At 33.3% G+C, this 16,334-nt stretch carries 20 protein-coding genes; 9 read left to right on the plus strand and 11 right to left on the minus strand.

Annotated features, from left to right (window positions below; all coding sequences use genetic code 11):
• Window positions 1-25: 25 nt before the first annotated feature.
• The 11 genes from ACFSQJ_RS19715 to ACFSQJ_RS19765 form a co-directional block, all read right to left on the minus strand.
• Window positions 26-1,411 (minus strand): S41 family peptidase, encoded by a 1,386-nt coding sequence (locus tag ACFSQJ_RS19715; RefSeq protein ID WP_377768635.1) that lies wholly within the window; start codon window positions 1,409-1,411, stop codon window positions 26-28.
• 51 nt (window positions 1,412-1,462) lie between these two features.
• Window positions 1,463-2,308, minus strand: a complete 846-nt coding sequence (locus ACFSQJ_RS19720; protein ID WP_377768636.1) for a cupin domain-containing protein — start codon at window positions 2,306-2,308, stop codon at window positions 1,463-1,465.
• A gap of 97 nt (window positions 2,309-2,405) precedes the next feature.
• Window positions 2,406-2,714 (minus strand): LytTR family transcriptional regulator DNA-binding domain-containing protein, encoded by a 309-nt coding sequence (locus tag ACFSQJ_RS19725; protein ID WP_377768637.1) that lies wholly within the window; start codon window positions 2,712-2,714, stop codon window positions 2,406-2,408.
• A gap of 684 nt (window positions 2,715-3,398) precedes the next feature.
• Window positions 3,399-4,040 (minus strand): class I SAM-dependent methyltransferase, encoded by a 642-nt coding sequence (locus tag ACFSQJ_RS19730; RefSeq protein WP_377768638.1) that lies wholly within the window; start codon window positions 4,038-4,040, stop codon window positions 3,399-3,401.
• Window positions 4,037-4,795 (minus strand): alpha/beta fold hydrolase, encoded by a 759-nt coding sequence (locus ACFSQJ_RS19735; RefSeq protein WP_377768639.1) that lies wholly within the window; start codon window positions 4,793-4,795, stop codon window positions 4,037-4,039. Before ACFSQJ_RS19735 ends, ACFSQJ_RS19730 begins: the two co-directional genes overlap by 4 nt.
• A 50-nt stretch (window positions 4,796-4,845) precedes the next feature.
• Window positions 4,846-5,631 carry a class I SAM-dependent methyltransferase gene (locus tag ACFSQJ_RS19740; RefSeq protein WP_377768640.1) on the minus strand — a complete coding sequence of 262 codons (786 nt, stop codon included), beginning with the start codon at window positions 5,629-5,631 and terminating at the stop codon, window positions 4,846-4,848.
• Window positions 5,622-6,518: a TolB family protein gene (locus tag ACFSQJ_RS19745; protein ID WP_377768641.1), complete on the minus strand. Its 897-nt coding sequence runs from the start codon at window positions 6,516-6,518 to the stop codon at window positions 5,622-5,624. The genes ACFSQJ_RS19740 and ACFSQJ_RS19745 overlap by 10 nt, the downstream gene beginning before the upstream one ends.
• A 34-nt stretch (window positions 6,519-6,552) precedes the next feature.
• Window positions 6,553-6,972, minus strand: a complete 420-nt coding sequence (locus ACFSQJ_RS19750; RefSeq protein WP_377768642.1) for a hypothetical protein — start codon at window positions 6,970-6,972, stop codon at window positions 6,553-6,555.
• A gap of 31 nt (window positions 6,973-7,003) precedes the next feature.
• Window positions 7,004-7,891 (minus strand): alpha/beta hydrolase family protein, encoded by an 888-nt coding sequence (locus ACFSQJ_RS19755; protein ID WP_377768643.1) that lies wholly within the window; start codon window positions 7,889-7,891, stop codon window positions 7,004-7,006.
• A 287-nt stretch (window positions 7,892-8,178) separates the two neighbouring features.
• Window positions 8,179-10,002, minus strand: coding sequence for a CocE/NonD family hydrolase (locus ACFSQJ_RS19760; protein WP_377768644.1), 1,824 nt, complete (start codon window positions 10,000-10,002; stop codon window positions 8,179-8,181).
• Window positions 10,003-10,107: 105 nt separating this feature from the next.
• The gene (locus ACFSQJ_RS19765; protein ID WP_377768645.1) at window positions 10,108-10,731 is read right to left on the minus strand and encodes a DUF6624 domain-containing protein; all 624 of its coding nucleotides are present in this window, start codon (window positions 10,729-10,731) and stop codon (window positions 10,108-10,110) included.
• Window positions 10,732-10,848: 117 nt separating this feature from the next.
• Between ACFSQJ_RS19765 and ACFSQJ_RS19770 the strand changes: the two genes are divergently transcribed.
• The 9 genes from ACFSQJ_RS19770 (at window position 10,849) to ACFSQJ_RS19810 (ending at window position 16,330) form a co-directional block, all read left to right on the plus strand.
• Window positions 10,849-11,406: an ankyrin repeat domain-containing protein gene (locus ACFSQJ_RS19770; protein WP_377768646.1), complete on the plus strand. Its 558-nt coding sequence runs from the start codon at window positions 10,849-10,851 to the stop codon at window positions 11,404-11,406.
• A gap of 21 nt (window positions 11,407-11,427) precedes the next feature.
• On the plus strand, window positions 11,428-11,814 hold the full coding sequence (locus ACFSQJ_RS19775) for an acyltransferase family protein (protein WP_377768647.1): 387 nt from the start codon (window positions 11,428-11,430) through the stop codon (window positions 11,812-11,814).
• Entirely contained in the window at window positions 11,802-12,536 is a 735-nt protein-coding gene (locus ACFSQJ_RS19780) for an acyltransferase family protein (RefSeq protein ID WP_377768648.1), read from the plus strand. Before ACFSQJ_RS19775 ends, ACFSQJ_RS19780 begins: the two co-directional genes overlap by 13 nt.
• Window positions 12,520-13,032 (plus strand): RNA polymerase sigma factor, encoded by a 513-nt coding sequence (locus ACFSQJ_RS19785; RefSeq protein ID WP_377768649.1) that lies wholly within the window; start codon window positions 12,520-12,522, stop codon window positions 13,030-13,032. The genes ACFSQJ_RS19780 and ACFSQJ_RS19785 overlap by 17 nt, the downstream gene beginning before the upstream one ends.
• Complete coding sequence (locus ACFSQJ_RS19790) at window positions 13,019-13,663, plus strand: hypothetical protein (RefSeq protein ID WP_377768650.1); 645 nt, start codon at window positions 13,019-13,021, stop codon at window positions 13,661-13,663. Before ACFSQJ_RS19785 ends, ACFSQJ_RS19790 begins: the two co-directional genes overlap by 14 nt.
• A gap of 141 nt (window positions 13,664-13,804) precedes the next feature.
• On the plus strand, window positions 13,805-14,419 hold the full coding sequence (locus ACFSQJ_RS19795) for a nucleoside deaminase (protein ID WP_377768651.1): 615 nt from the start codon (window positions 13,805-13,807) through the stop codon (window positions 14,417-14,419).
• 106 nt (window positions 14,420-14,525) lie between these two features.
• Window positions 14,526-15,395: a helix-turn-helix domain-containing protein gene (locus ACFSQJ_RS19800; protein WP_377768652.1), complete on the plus strand. Its 870-nt coding sequence runs from the start codon at window positions 14,526-14,528 to the stop codon at window positions 15,393-15,395.
• 82 nt (window positions 15,396-15,477) lie between these two features.
• Window positions 15,478-15,987, plus strand: a complete 510-nt coding sequence (locus tag ACFSQJ_RS19805; RefSeq protein WP_377768653.1) for a YybH family protein — start codon at window positions 15,478-15,480, stop codon at window positions 15,985-15,987.
• A 28-nt stretch (window positions 15,988-16,015) separates the two neighbouring features.
• Window positions 16,016-16,330 carry a hypothetical protein gene (locus ACFSQJ_RS19810; RefSeq protein ID WP_377768654.1) on the plus strand — a complete coding sequence of 105 codons (315 nt, stop codon included), beginning with the start codon at window positions 16,016-16,018 and terminating at the stop codon, window positions 16,328-16,330.
• Window positions 16,331-16,334: the final 4 nt, after the last annotated feature.

Below are 16,334 nucleotides of genomic sequence, written 5' to 3' on the forward strand. Positions count from 1 at the left end.
TTCCTATAAAACCTTTTAGGTCTATCTAATCTTGCATTTTTAATATGGTATTCAAAGCACTATCCTCACCTAGCATATAATCTGAAAATTGCAAGGGCACTCTTTTGTCAGGGTCCAAATGTTCAACCGCTACGCCGTCAAATATGGTTATCCAAAAACACTTACTCCAATCACTACATCCATTTTGCCAATCGTGATAAGCTGTCCAAATTCTTAAACGTATCTTTGAATTTGGCAATACCATCTCACTTCCACCATCAGCCCAAAATTGTAAGTAATCACCTATAGGTTCTCCTACTACTATAATATTTTCTTTGGCAACATCTTTGGCAATTGCCGCCGTCATAATTCCGGCTGAAAAGGTACCATTACCAGTGATAATATAAAACGGATTACCATCTAATCGTTTATTAATCTTCTTAATAAATGAGCGTGCAATATTATAGTCGCCTCCAGGGTTAAAACGTAGATCCATAATTGTGGATTCAAGTGACTTGTTTTTAACTTCATTTAGCACCTCATTTAGATACTCATTAATATTAACAGTCTCGCTATGTACATTTTCATTGAGCTGAACGTACAAAACATTCTCTACCATCTTATGCCAAACATTTGAATTTGTATTTTGAAATGGCATTGGCTGTGAAATAGAGGAATTAAGATGATACCAATTCTTCTTTGATTTCATTAGATTTCTATTAAGCCAATGTGGGGGCCAGTATCCAACACTGTTTCGGTTTTCAGCAACAGCCTCCATGATCATATGCCGTTCTGTCCCCAAATAATCTTCGTAAACCAACGCAATGGCATTTTTCGCATAACCATGTCCTACAGCATCTAAAATTTCGGGTGACATAAAATACAGTGGACTGAAAAACCGCAAACGATTATGGTTACCTCCATACCAGGGTTCTAATAATTGCAACAAATCTAAAGGTGTTCTACCATTTATTTTTGTGATTTTTACACCAAGTAGTTCTTGATATGGCGATTGGGCCAATACTACATGTAAATCGCTGTCGAACCAATAAAATCGTATAGGGATGGTATTAACATGCTTACTCAATTCGCTAGGGGCGACGTTGGTGTGCGTGTTCTCGGCTTGAGCCATAATTTTAGCAACCGACATAACGAACTTATGGTTCTCTAATGGTAGCTGTAACTTGATCGAATCAATATGTTTAAAAAACAAAGTCCTTTTTTCTTGAGTATCAAAGCTTCTGTCTTTATCAACAAACAAAGCCAAATATTCTAAATCTTGATGCTGCTTTTCTTTTAGACTTGTGGGCTGGGGATATTCCCTCTGGGGAGCTTCAACAACAAAACGATTATAAAAAATAGCAAAGACCAGTATTAATAGCAAACCTCCTCCAAGTAAGGTAATCACTAATCTTTTTAGCCATTTTTTCATTGCAATAGGAAAAAAGTTTCTACTCGATGGTTGATATACTTGCAACAGATATTAAGCTCCCTCGCCGAACATGATAAGAATTGCTTCTGCAGGTTTATCTGACTCGTTCCACCATTTGTGGGTAACATTTGCCGGGATAAAGATGGTATTTCCTGCAGAGACCGTAATATGCTCACCATCCACTTCCCCTTGAATAGTTCCATTAATCATAACACACATCATTGGAAATGGATTCGCTTGTTCCCTGGGGTCATGGCGTACTTTATCCCCTGAGGCAACACTGTACCAAGCAGTTCGCAAACCTTTTTCATAATAAAAAACAGTTGCGTTCGATCCATGGACCTTACGGGTAGCACCTTCATGAAACGGAATTATTTCTGGAAAACCTTTAGTCCAAAAATGAAACGAAAAGGCGTTTAGATGATGGTCATCATCAGTAGAAGGCTCATATGCGTTGATTTCCCGAACACTCATGGGTGTATAATCGCTGCCAAAGGCTTTACCTTGCGCAGTAAGAGCGTTAATCTTACCATTATAAATAGCTTTTAATGTTTCTAACTCAATGCTATATGCATAAGTAGGTATTTTGGGAAGCCCTTCTTTCAAATTGACTTCCCAGTTTTTCGAAGGTAATCGCTGTCCCGTTACAGTGACCGTCCAAGCTCCATCTACTTCAGGAACTTCTATTCCTATTACTCGCTTTTTGCTTGCATGTCGATCATTTTTATAATCATTGACATAAGAGACAATAATTTTATGGACTTCTTCTTTAAGTTTTGTTTGAAAACTCTTTTTTGTCTTACAATCTGAGTTAGTATAACAAATTTCATTTGCCGAGATACTCATTGTAAAAAAACCATATAATATGATGATACTAAAAATCTTGATTGTTTTCATATTGATGAATTATTATGAATTTTTTGATTGTACAAATGAATCCAAAACGGCAATTAAAACTTAAGAAAATCTGCGTTTTGTGGGGAAAATGTAAATTTTAGGGGTGAATCTGAAGAATGGTATTGATGTGCTCAGCATATTTTTTTGAAACTGGTATTTCATCATGGTATCTTTGTAATGAAATAGTCATGCTGCGGCTATTTATTTCTTTTACTTTGAAGTATTGAATGTTAATTAGATATTTTCTATGGCATCGATATATTGGTGAGAATGGATTTACAATTTGAGATTCTATATTCTTTAAACTCGATCTTAGCACTTTTTTCTCCCTACTCCCCTTGATTTCTAAATGTACGTCCACATAGTTGTCATCACTCACTATGTACATCACTTCACTAATATCCATTCGAAAGGATTTAAAGCTTGAAGTTTTGATAAGGTAACTTTCTCGAGATGATAACAAATTGAATTTTTTACGATTGAGAAAGCTAACAGCACCTAGTATAAAAAATATAACTATAATACTGATTCCTAGAACCCGTCCAAGAACTAAAAAGTATTCTTTTGTTGTGAAATTTTGAAAATCGGCAAGAAAAGTTTTGTAAAAAAAGATTGTGGCAGACACAGATATAATTACTAATGGGTACCACAAAAGAGCCTTACCCAAATTCCAGTTTTTGAATGCTTTTGGAAATATAGCTGGAATTACAAACTCCATAAAAAAAATAACCAAGAAAAAAATCAATCCAAAACTAAATATGATGAGGTAGATATACCATTCACCCGTTTGGTTTTCAATATTGAAAGGTCTAAATATCAAGATGAACAGGCTAGAAGCCAATCCAATTAATAACAACAATAAAATACTTTTACGATTTCTTTTTGGCCTAGGAAATGGAGTGAGTAAAAAATTCATAGCTCTTGAAGAAACTCATAACCTACTATATTCCTTATTGTCTATGAAACTAGACACACAGTAAGTCCTTATATACCAAAACTAAGAAAAATACCTGTTTTTTATTACTTATACTTTTCTAAATATCAAGTATTCATTTAAACAAGCGATACTTATTTGGGTATTGATTACTCTTCATTTTTTTAAATGTATTTCTGTCATCCCTACTTTTCTAATCAAGTCCCCTAAGTAAATCTGATTCCTATTATGCTTTCCTTCTATGAAAACCTGCTCGAATTCAATTATTCCCAATTGTTCTTTAAAATAATTATAATCCCATTCAGGCGGTGAGAAAACAATAATATCTAGTGTTATATAGTCTTCAATTTTTCTTATAAGTTTTTTTAGTGGCGGGTTTTTAGAAACTAAATCTCCACGATTTTCTTGATAATGGGAATACCAAAAAGGAATATCATATATAACTATATCTGCTTCAATGCTTTTCAAAAGGTTGTCATTAAATACATCTCCACAAATAAGTTCTGTTTTTGCGATAAAACCTGATTCTTCAAGATTGGTTTTACACATTTCTAAAATATTCTTATCAAGGTCAACCCCTATTACTTTTTTAAAGCCTTGTGCTAAATATTCCAGTGTAACCCCAATACTGCAACATAACTCGGCTAATGTTAATTGTGGATTACCAATTCTAGACTTTAAATATTTTGCATTGCAAGGATAATTCGAAATATAAAGCGAAAAATTATCACCCTTTATGTTTTTTCTATAACCTCTCTGGCCTACTATTTTTTGTATAGTAGTTTCTTGATATGTCACTTTTTAGTTCTTTTTTTAGAAAGAAAAGCTTTGGATTTTTGAATAAACTCTTCTTTGTTTTCTCCTTCATGAGCTCCATGAGAAACGTTAGGTAAAATCCATAGGTCAGAATTTGGCAGATTTTCTTTTACACGAGCGACTTCTATCAAGTCCATACCTTCATCATCATCACCAACAATAATTAACACCTCAGGTTTTATACTTTGCAATTCTTTGTCACTTAACCTAACTATATAATTCTTAAACTGATTCATTATCTTCTTTATATGCTCATCTGAATCATGTGACTTTTCAAGCCATGGAAAATTATTTCGGTTTTCAAAAGTGTATGCTTCTAAATACTGCGGAAAGTCTAGAATTGACCAAGTTCCTACAGCGCCAATTGTAATCATGCATTCTACCACATTTGGATTGGTTAGGGCAAGTTGATAAAGCACGTCTCCACCAAAACTAAAACCTATGGCTTTAATTTTTTCTAATTCTAAATATTGGATTAAAGCATTTAGGTCTTCAGCTACTGATTTTATACTGAGATTTTCCTTAAATGGTTCTGATTTTCCATGTCCTGTTAAATCAACTAAGTAAACTTCATATTCTTTATCATAATCTTTTATATATGGCTTCCACGACTTAGAAGACTGTGAGTAGCCATGCAATAGAAATAGAGGTTCTCCTTCACCGTAAACTTCGTAATAAATGTTTTTTCCATTTACTGAAACAGTTTCTGATTTTTTGGGTGCTTGCGAATACGTCATGGTTTGAATTAAAAAAAGTACTAACGGTATGATAGTTTTGAGCATTGAGTTTACAATTTTTCACCAATAATGTACATATAATCCCCATGGTTATTTTCATAATTCTCAATTATGCCTTCAATTTTACCACTATCTATATCAGCCCTTAACTTGGTTAAACCTTGTTCAACTTCATCTTGATTTGTTAATGATGCAAACGATGAAATTCCACTTCTAATTTGGGTATCAAAATATAGTTCGGGATTGTGCTTTCCACAATAGAGAAATTTATCCTCTAAATCAGGTTGAATAAAATATTTATCTGTGCTAGTAATCTTAAATCCACCAAAGTTCATTGCCGTTTTTATGACCTCAAATGAAGGCATTTGTATCATAGCATCAGATAATACTTTTGGAAAGTAATGATTTAACCAATATCCTTCCATCTGCTCTGGTGTTGCCGTGAAAATGACGATTTTACCGTTAGGTTTTAAAACTCTATTCAACTCCAAAAAACCATCCTGCAAGTTCGTCCAATGATGTATTGTAAGTGAGCCAATAATACCGTCAACTGAATTTGATTGAAGTCGTGTATTTTCAGCGGAACCAAGTCTCCAATCTACCAAGTTGTTTTCAAATCTTGCTTTTTCCAACATCTTTTCGGATGGGTCAATACCAATAAAATTGAATCCCCTTTTTTGAAATTCTTTAGTATAATTGCCTGTTCCGCATCCAATATCCAGATAAATACCGTCTTGATTAGGACTTAGATGTTGTAACATTCTTTGGGTTAAAAACGTATCGGGTTTCCGAGTACGATTATAACCGACACCTATTTTATCATATTTTATTTCCATCGTGTTCTTTTTAATTCTGATTCTATATTGACCCATTTAACTTTCCAGTCCTTTTCCTCATCGTTTCCAGTTGTAAAGAACAGGAACTTATTATCAGGTGTTATATAAGGATTACCTTGTCCTTTATCATTAATAATATTATTCAGTTTTTTAGTATTTGTCCAACCACCGTTTCCATCAGGGTAACTAATCATTAAATCAAGTTGATTCCCGATAGTAGCAAATGCGAGGTAATCTTCATTTGGTGAAACAAAAGGGGTACAAGTATTGACATTCAGGGTTGGTGAAAATTTGATTCTTTCTGCATTTTGAAATTTGTCTTTCACCCGTTTTGAACGATAGACATCCATTTCGCTGTAATCTAAATTACTTGAATGGAAATACAGAATTCCAGAATTTGTGATTGTAGGATGAGAAACCAATTTGTCTCTTAAATTAGGAATATCAACAAAACTTGGTTCGCTCCATTTTCCGTCTAATACATCAGATTTCCAAATATGCCAAGTTGTAGCAACACCTTCAAAATTGGTTGGTCTTGTTGAACTGAAATAAAGCGTTTTGCCATCAGGAGAAAAACTCATCCCGTGTTCATTGTACTGTGTATTGAAAAATGCACTTTCAGGTTCAGACCAATTTTTGTCTTTTTTCTTAATCACATAGATGTTAAAGCTTTTAAAATCCTTGTCAGAAATGGTATAATAATATTCTTCTAAATCTGGGCTAAGTATTCCTTTATGTATCAACTTACCTTCAGGAATCAGGTCGGCTTTAAAATCAATTGGGATATTCTTTGGAACAGAATTACTCAGAAACATTAATTCCTTAGTTTCATTTTTGCAACCAGAAAAAATAATTATAACTAAAAAGATAATTTTAAACTTGTCCATTTATTCAATTCTTAACGTCTCTTGTATTTACTTTTTAATATTTGTATAATATTTTATCCTCATAACCTTCAACGTTCAATAAAACAGTATTACCATCGACTTTTAAGTTTGAGATATCAAATGTCAATTGTTTAGTGAATAGCGCCTCACATAATTCCTCGTTCTTTAATGTTAGCCTTAGCATTCTTTGAGGTGGAAATGATTCTAAAATTGCTCCAGAATCAATGAGGTTTAATTCCCAAGTATTACCACTACAACCGCTTGAGCTAAAATCAATTCTCAAACAATTACCACTTATTTCTAAATCATTAATTGTTAGTAGGGCTGATGGGGAATTTCTGTATAATTCATCATTTATGACTGTTTGAAATTCACAATTATTTGAATCTCCGTTGTCGTTTGAACAACTTAACACTAGTAGTACAACTATTGCTAAGGCAAATTTTCTTTTCATTTAAATTCTTTTTAAAAACGGTTAATTTGAGCTATTTTGAATCGTCTAAATTATTATTAATAAACTCAATTAAGTCTTGCTCATAGAGTGTAAGCACTACTTCATCTGCTCCCTGATAAGCTGTAAATGACATTTTATCCCCTCTTTTGACAGTTACCTTTTCTAATGGACCTTCAAACATCAAGTGGCCTGCATTTTTGTAAAAAATATACTTGACTGGGTTTTCCTTTTTCTGTTGAGCTTTTAGCCAATCATCTATGGATATAGGAGAAGATGGGTAGGTTCTTTTCCAAACAAAATCTGTCTCGGATTTTCCAGCCCAATTGTCCAATTCACCAAATAGCACGATTGTGGGAATAGTAATGTCTTCAAGAGAATATCCCGTGGCGGCAGGAGCTTCAGAAATTATTCCCCGTATATTTTTCAGGGGTAATTCGCTTCCGGCATATAAAACCGTGCGACCACCATTTGATGCACCGTACAAGAAGATATTATTAGCATCCCATTTTTTATTTTCTTTTAATGCATATTCAAGGGCTCCTTCATATACTCCCCAAATAAGATTCTGTTTTCCATTATTTGATACTCTTCTGGTTACAAAATTCCAATCCAATCCATTCATTTCATAAGAGTCAAAGGAAATAGTTGCAAAACCGTTTCGTTGTAACATATCAATTCGGGCTTGGTCATCTTCTCTAAAACCTGCTCCACCATGAGCATAGACGACAACTGGAGGGTTTTTTACTTTTTTTGGCACCCATATTTCAACAGATTTATGTTTTGGTTCGAACTTTGCAACTGGACCATCCGTTGTATGCCAACCTCTTGAACCCACTTCTTTTAAGGCTGTAGGTTTTCTTGTGGATTTACAACCAAGGGTTATCGTTATTATAGAAATAAATACAGCTATTTTTTTCATTTTAATGAATTAAGAGTTATGCCTAAATGACTTATTCTCTTTCTTTTTGTTGCAAAATTTGTTTTACAACTTCTCCAAATACTTCAAATTAAACTCTGTGTTATTTTATTATTCGAAATAGAATTCGAAATGTCACACTATTTTTAAATAAAGTTAATTTAGGCGTGATATTCTTGTATAATCTGACTGAATATTCTTTTATGTAGAAATTTTATATTTAGGAATCAGACATAGTCTAAAGTCAAAGTTATCCTAAAGATTGGGTGATGAATACTTTAACTTTATACCTACTGAAATGAATTGTTTTTTACAGGAATCTTTATGTAACTATCACTATGCCATTTTATAATTAGAGGGTCTTTTGCATCGTCAATAGTTTCTGAACCCACATCTTTACCAGTACCATAATTAATTTCTGTAAAAGGCTCTTTAATAACATTTATGACCACGACTAACCTACTCCCTTTACTAATTTTCTTGCTGGTCATTCTTGCTTTGTTAAATGGAATACTCGTTTTTACATTTGGAACTAATAATTCTCTCTTCTCCGGATTTCTAACAAAACTAGACCTCCCGACATAGGGTAATGTTAGTGCGAAAAATTTCCCCTCAGGTGTTTGTTCAAATAATAAAACTGTGGCATCAAAATCCTTTTTATTGATAGACACTTTTAATTCGCCGTGAAATGAGCCATTCAATTCAAAGTCTTCTGTAAATGCTTCAGAGATAAAGGAAAATCCCTGGCCAATAGTAAGAGTTTCTCCGATTATATTCGTCCATCCACTTGAGTTCCATGTCAGGTTGCTTCTGTCAGAAAAATCTATTTTTTGTTCTAAATACTCATCAGCAACAAAAGATTTATTATCTAGGGTATAGTGTTTGTTGATACCATTATTACCTGAATCATACGTAGATTCAAATGCAATATTTGACCGCTTATTACTTAAGTAATATTTTAATGTATCATTTGATATGGTTTCTAAAGAAGAAGCATGCCCCCAGGTATTAGTCCCCATTATTTGATAATTAATTTTATCTTTTAAGAGTACAGGTTTAGCTTCTCCCTTTAATATATAATCAAACCATTCAAAAATTAAATTTGTGATATCTATTTGAGCTACAGGGTCAATTTCATAACCCATTATTTTTGTGCTTGGTTGTTGTTGAGCGCCAAAATGTGTGTAAGGCCCTATAACTAAATAATGCTCGGCACTTTTGTTGTATTTAGTATGCTCATTTAAATAATGTAATGCACCTGTTTGTCCGCCATCATAATAACCTGTCGTTGTTAAAATAGGGATATTTATATGTGAGAACTCGTTCTTATATGGCATCATATTTTGCCAATAAGAATCATATGTTGGATGTAACAAGCGTTCTCTAAATTGTGGATTTGGCAATCCATCTAAACTATCCATAGCGTTGTAAGCAGCACCTTTTTCATACCATTTCATATTCAAATCTCTCCACCTTTTGCCATTGAAATACAAGGTTGTATCTAAATATTTATTGTTCGAAACGTAATGATGCCATGGATAGTGAAAATTCTGATGAACACCATTTTCCATAGGTTCAGCAATACCAGGTGCTACTGAAACAGATGGAACGATTGTTTTTAATGCGCTATGAACTTTGTGTTTTAAAGAAGCCCATTGAACAAATCCGACATAACTACCTCCATACATACCTACTTTTTGATTACTCCAATCTTGTTTGCTAATCCAATCAATAACGTCATAAGTATCTGTTGGTTCATGAAGGTATGGTGTTACTTTATTTGGACTTAGTCCTTTTCCTCTAGTATATGAAACTATACCCGCGTAGCCTCTGTGTACAGCCATCTTAGCTTTGGCTAAATCAGTTTGTCTTGCATATATAGTATGGAACAATACGGCAGGACTTGGTTTAGTGATATTGGCATTTCTTACCACAATAGCATGTATTTTGGAACCATCTCTAGTGTTTATTAAAATACTGTCTTGTATTGAATATGTGGTATTGTTTTCTGTAAGAATCCTAGGTGTTTGAATAGGCTCTTTAGGTGCACAAGCACTTAAAACACCTGCTATTATTAGTGCAACAAAAATTATTTTTAAGCTAATTTCTTTCATTCAAGTACTATTAATTTTAAATGATAATTTCTATTAAGTTTACCGTTCTACAATCCCGATGATTATCTAGTAAGTCATCATTAAGAGTCAATGCTTCAACAGTTTTTATTTTGTCCAACCAACCCTTCTTTTCCATTTCTTGAGTTCTTTTTTTCTTTTCTCTAAATCAGTCGGTAGTGATTGATTTTCATTTTTAACTCGTCTTCTCATAATTTCTGTCTGTTCTTCAAGTGTGTTAAGTCCGATTGATTTTCTTCTTCGATTTACTTTGGTTAAATCATCAAAAGGTTTTGGGCTTAACTGTCCATTCTCATCCCAGTCAAATTGAGTACCAAAAAGTTGTGGTTTTTCTTCGAAAGAGGCTATTCGGTCAGTTAAGTAAACTAAATTCATAGGGTTGGCTTTCTTTTCATTAACTACAATCTCTAATAGCTTTTTACACTTTCTCATAAAATTGGGCTGTCCGATTGAGTGTTGTATAACCAACCAAGCTGATTCGCTAGCTTCTTTGCCTACTTTGTCAATTGTTGGATAACCTATAGTGTCTATTATTTCATTCAAAATCTCGGCATTTCTATTGTGCAACTTCTCCATTTCTTCGTTGTAGTCCTCACCAAGCTGTCCATCTTTAATAAGTGCATCACGAAGTTCTAAATCCTTATTTTTTAGTTCAATTATTTTCTTTGAAATGCCTCGGTAATCCATTCTGATATTCTTAATGTTTCTCATTTCTTTATTATTCGAAAAAGAAGGTGAAAAAATCACAGTTTTTGAAAAAAATCTCACAAAGTGTGATGTTTTGTTTTTATGAGCTAATAATAGGATGAACAAAAATCAAATTCAAAAATGAAAACTATAAGCACATTAAAATTCGCATTTACCTTATTAGCAGTATTATTTTTAAGCTGTAAAGGTCAAACATCTACTGAAAAGAGTTCAGGGCAGGATTATTCAAATGTTGAACTTCAAGAAGCTATTATCTCCGGGAATGTGGAGGCCGTTAAGTACCACATTAAAGTTGGCTCAGACTTTAATGAAAAAGACTCGTTTACCGGTTCAACCCCATTGATGACCGCGGCAACCTTTGGAAAAACTGAAATTGCAAAGCTATTAATAGAAGCCAAAGTAGACCTTAATATCCAAAACAACGAGGGCTCAACGGCCTTGCACAATGCTGCTTTTTTCTGCCGACAAGAAATTGTAAAGAATCTACTTGAACATGGTGCAGATAAGACCATAAAAAATAATTATGCTTCCACCCCTTTAGCATCTGTTGAAGCTCCTTATGCAGAAGTTGAAGGAATTTATAGCTATATAAAAGAGCAGCTAAGCCCATTAGGCCTAGAATTAGATATTGTTAGAATTAAGGAGACGCGTCCGGTAATAGTAAACATTCTCAAATAATCATAATAAAAAATTAGCTCCATGTCGCAAAGAAGATATGATATTGATTGGTTGAGAACGGCAGCTATTTTTATTCTTATTGTTTATCATCTTTCAATTGGGTTTCAACCATGGGGCCTTATGATGGGATTTATAAGAAATTCGGAATCATTTGAAAGTCTTTGGTTACTCATGGCAATGATTAATGTTTGGAGAATCCCACTATTGTTTTTCGTCTCTGGTATGGGAGTTTATTTTTCTCTTAGAAATCGAAATTGGCTACAATTGCTTAAAGAAAGGTTTACAAGAATTTTAATACCTTATGTTTTCGGAATACTATTTATTGTTCCCATTCATGTTTTGATTCTAAAAATTACTATAAACAACAAATTACTTATGCACCAAGCTCAGGGCATTTGTGGTTTTTAGGAAACATTCTCATCTATACATTTGTATTTTTACTATTGTTCTTGTTCCTGAAAAAAATTGAGGATCAACCTTTAGGTCTGAGGATTAAACGTTTCATTGGAAGTGTTTGGGGAATATTGACTTTGGCAATTCTCTATATTCTTGAATCCTTTATAGTAAACCCTGGCAATTTTGAATTATATGCTGAAACCTGGCACGGATTCTTTCTAGGGCTCATATCCTTTTTATTCGGTTTTCTGTTTATTTACAGCGGTAAGGTATTTTGGAAAATGATTTGTGCTAAGAGATGGTTGTTTTTAATCCTTGGATTTGCATTCTATGGAGTAAGGCTTTTTTATTTTGAACTGCAGACGCCTAATTTTCTAAAAGGGATAGAATCTATTGCGTGGATATTGGCATTGTTCGGTTTTGGATTTAAACACTTAAATAAGCCCAGCATTCTACTGGCCTACCTAAGTCAAAGCGCTTACCCGGTTTACATCATTCATATGGCTGTGTTATACCTAGTCTCTAAGTTTATATTTCCTTTAGACATATCTGCCATTGCAAAATTTGTAGCGTCTCTATTAATTACGGTACTATCAAGCTTGTTTATCTATGAGTTCGTGATTAGAAGAATTACTCTTTTTAGAATAGTATTCGGGCTAAAAAAGAAGAATAAAGACGAAAAGAATTTACCACCATATTCTAAAAACCAATCTATTTATGAGTATGGAGGATGACAAAAAGAAAAGATTTATACAATCGATAGAAAGCAATAAGGGAATAATTTACAAAGTTGCCAATTCGTATTGTTATAACAGAGACCATGTCGATGACCTAATACAAGAAATCTTGATCCAAGTGTGGTTGTCTTTTGATAGGTATGACAAGTCATATAAATTTTCAACTTGGCTTTATAGAGTGGCTTTAAACACAGCTATCTCGTATTATCGAAGAGAAAAGAGGCATGAAACTTTAAGGGTATCTGAAAATGTTCAAATTATTGAAGTCAATGAAGAAGAAACTGAAGGTCTTCAAGAAAAAGTAAAGTTATTACATCGATTAATCGGAAAATTCAAGGAGATAGACAGAGCACTTGTCTTACTCTATCTAGACGGTTACTCACAAAAAGAAACTGCTGATATTATCGGAATATCCGAAACGAATGTTGCAACAAAACTACACAGGATTCGCAAAAAATTAAAAAAACAAATAAAAGAAAATGGAGGAGTTTGAATTAAAGGCGCTTTGGTCTGAATATGATAAAAAAATAGACGATGTGATTTCTTATAACGAGAAAATCATGGAAGAGATTATGAAACAAAACGCAAAAAATAGTTTAGCAGCAGCTAAACCTGTCAAAAAGGTGGGAATACTAATTGGAATACCATGGATTTTATTTCTAGCCATACTTATGTTTTTTGGGTTTAAGTCTGGAAATTTATTTTTCTCAATTTCCTTTCTTGCAATACTAATCTGTACGGTCATAGCATTGGCAACTTATATTTACCATCTTGTATTGATTAACCAAATTAATGTAAGCAATTCCGTTCTTGAGGCTCAAAGAAAAATAGCGGAAATAAAGATATCCACACTTGTATCTACTAGAATAGTTTTTCTACAACTTCCTTTTTGGACGACATGGTATCTTCAGGCAAGTATGCTTGAAAGCGGAAATACATTGTACTGGGCGGTAAATATCCTAATCACCTCAATATTTGCCCTTATTTCTATTTGGTTGTTTCGTATGATACGAGCAGACAAATTGGGTAACAAGAAGATTAAGTGGTTGTTTTCAGATACTGAGTGGAAGGCAGTAGTTTCTGCCTCAGATATCTTGAACCAAATTGAATACTCAAAAGAGTAATATATTTTGAAAGTTCTGTACATAGCCACTTTGTACAAGATTTATAATGCAGAACAATCTATATTATCGCTCTATAATTTACAACCCAAACAAGCAGTAGTATTAAGCAAATATTAACCATTCTATTTTCCTAAACATTATATGGAAAGTGAAACAAAAAACATCATAAATCAAAGAGGCTATAGAGAGAATATCAAAGGAAATATGAAACGAATTTTATTAATATTCTTGCTGATATTAAGTATTTCATGTAATAAGAAGACCAAAAATTCAAATGACAAAATGCCCAAGAATATGGAAAATGAAGAAAAGTACATAAGATTAGCTATAGAAGTTGCTAAAGAATCAAGTCAAAACGGAAATTTTCCTTATGGATGTGTATTAGTGGACAAATCAGGTAAAGTTATCATGAAAGGAGAGAATACCATTAACACAGATAATGATTGTCTGGCACATGCCGAAGTTAACTTAATAAGGGAAGCATGTAAAGTATATGAATTTTCACATCTGAATGAATGTACGATTTACACAAGCGATGAGCCTTGTCCTATGTGTACCTCTGCTATTTATTGGAGTGGTATTGGAAAACTTGTCTATGGCTTGAGCAAGGCAGAGTATTACAGAATTGTAGGAGGAGATAATAAAAATTGGGTTTTTGAAATGCCCACAAGAGAACTTTTGGAAAAAGGAGGTAGAAAAGTTGAAGTGGTTGGCCCCTTATTAGAGAAAGAAGTTGCCTTGTTGCATAAGGAATAATTAATAAGATTAAAAATGTTATCAAATACAAGCCTCTGGATATAGCCAAATTGTACAAGTGATTATAGCAAATTGCAATTAACTTTAACAAAAAAATTGGAACATATTGAACATTGGAAATTTAGGCCATACATCAGCACTCTATGTTTGGAATGGACTGTGCGTTTTTTGGGGAACTTCTTTCAAAACTGACCCGCATGCCCACAATACCCTTCAACTTGTATTCGATATCGAGAAAGAATTCTTATTAAAGGACACAACATCTGAGTGGGTATCTTTTTCCGCGGCAATCATAGATGCTGAACACATTCACCAATTTGACAGCAACGATAGTATTCAGTTATTTCTTTATCTAGATATCGAAAGTAAGTATGCGAAACTCTTGAGTGAAAAATATTTACAAAAAGGCGCTATTAAGAATTTGAAAAAACTTGAAGTCCTGAAATCAAACAGCAATTTTCTCAAACAGCTTTTGGTTCAAAACAATTGTAATGAAATGTTCAAGGGCTGCCAATCTATTTTACAAGAATTACTTGATTTACCCGAAAATGAACCGATTGATGCAAGAGTACAGCAAGCTATTGACTTTATAACAAAATCACCAATAAAGAATTTCAAAGTAAAACAGATTGCTCTAGAAGTAGGGCTCTCAGAAAGTAGATTAAGACATCTATTTAAAGAACACATTGGGCAATCAATTAAGAATTTTATAAAGTGGATGCGAGTAATTGATTCATTAAATGATGTCTTAAAGGGCGGAAAGCTAATCAATACTGCATACGATTATGGTTTTTCGGACGCATCGCATATGACAAGGTCTTTCGTAGAAGTAATTGGTGTTCCTCCAAGCAAGATTAAGACCTATGAAGAAGAAACTAGAATTATTACTTGCAAAGACATAAGTCATTTTTCATTGAGTACTAGAATAATAAATAATACGGAAGTTAGTGAGACAACAAAGAAAATTAAACTATAGTTTTTTTGAAAAACTGTGATTTTTTCAACACCTTTTCGAATAATAAAACAGAAACATTAAAGTAAAAACAGAAACCAACTAAATGAGATACAGAATTACACTAAAAATAATTGCTTTAAGACTATTGGCTCTTTTTAGCTTAGTCACATTGTTCTCTTGCAATAAAAGAAAAGAGAAATTAGATTTTATTGGAATCGAGAAAGAGATTTTAGTTGAATTTGAAAAGTTTGAAAATAGTCTGTCTAATAGGGACTTGGAAACAATCTCCAAATACTATTCAGATAATCCAGACTTTTTTTGGGTAGAAAACGGTTCTATAGCTTATCCTTCGGGAGCAGCTGCTCGTAACTCAATTAAAAGCTTTTATCCCTCTCTAAAAAGTATGAAATTCAAATCACTGGATAAGAAAGTGGTTCCAATTAACAATTCTAATGCCCTGTTCTATGTGGAATATGAACAGGTTTTGGTCTTTCCTTCTGACCAAAAAATAGAAATCAATGGAGCAATGACAATTTTTATGAAAAAAGAAGATGGCGCGTGGAAATTTATTGTTGGTCATTCATCGGGTAAGCCCGAAAATCAAAATCAATAGGAGTAGAATAAAAAATTTACGAATAGTTATGGAGCGAATAGTAATAGTTGCATATAAGCCTTTTCTTGATAAGGAGGATGACTTAAAAAACTTGATGAACTCCCATTGGGATATTCTCCACGCGGAAGGTTTAGTTACCGATAGAAAATCGATTATTTGTGAAGCAGAAGAAGGAATAATTGTAGAAATCTTCGGGTGGAAGTCAAAAGAAGCTATAGAATTGGCTCATTCCAACAAGTCAGTGCAAAACATGTGGGAAGAATACTCAAAAGTTTGCGAATACATTCCAATAAGTAATGTAAAGGAAAGTAAGAATCTATTCTCTGAATTCACTTCAATATAAAAAC

Origin of the sequence: Croceitalea marina (assembly GCF_042684265.1) — a bacterium.
GTDB lineage: Bacteria > Bacteroidota > Bacteroidia > Flavobacteriales > Flavobacteriaceae > Croceitalea > Croceitalea marina.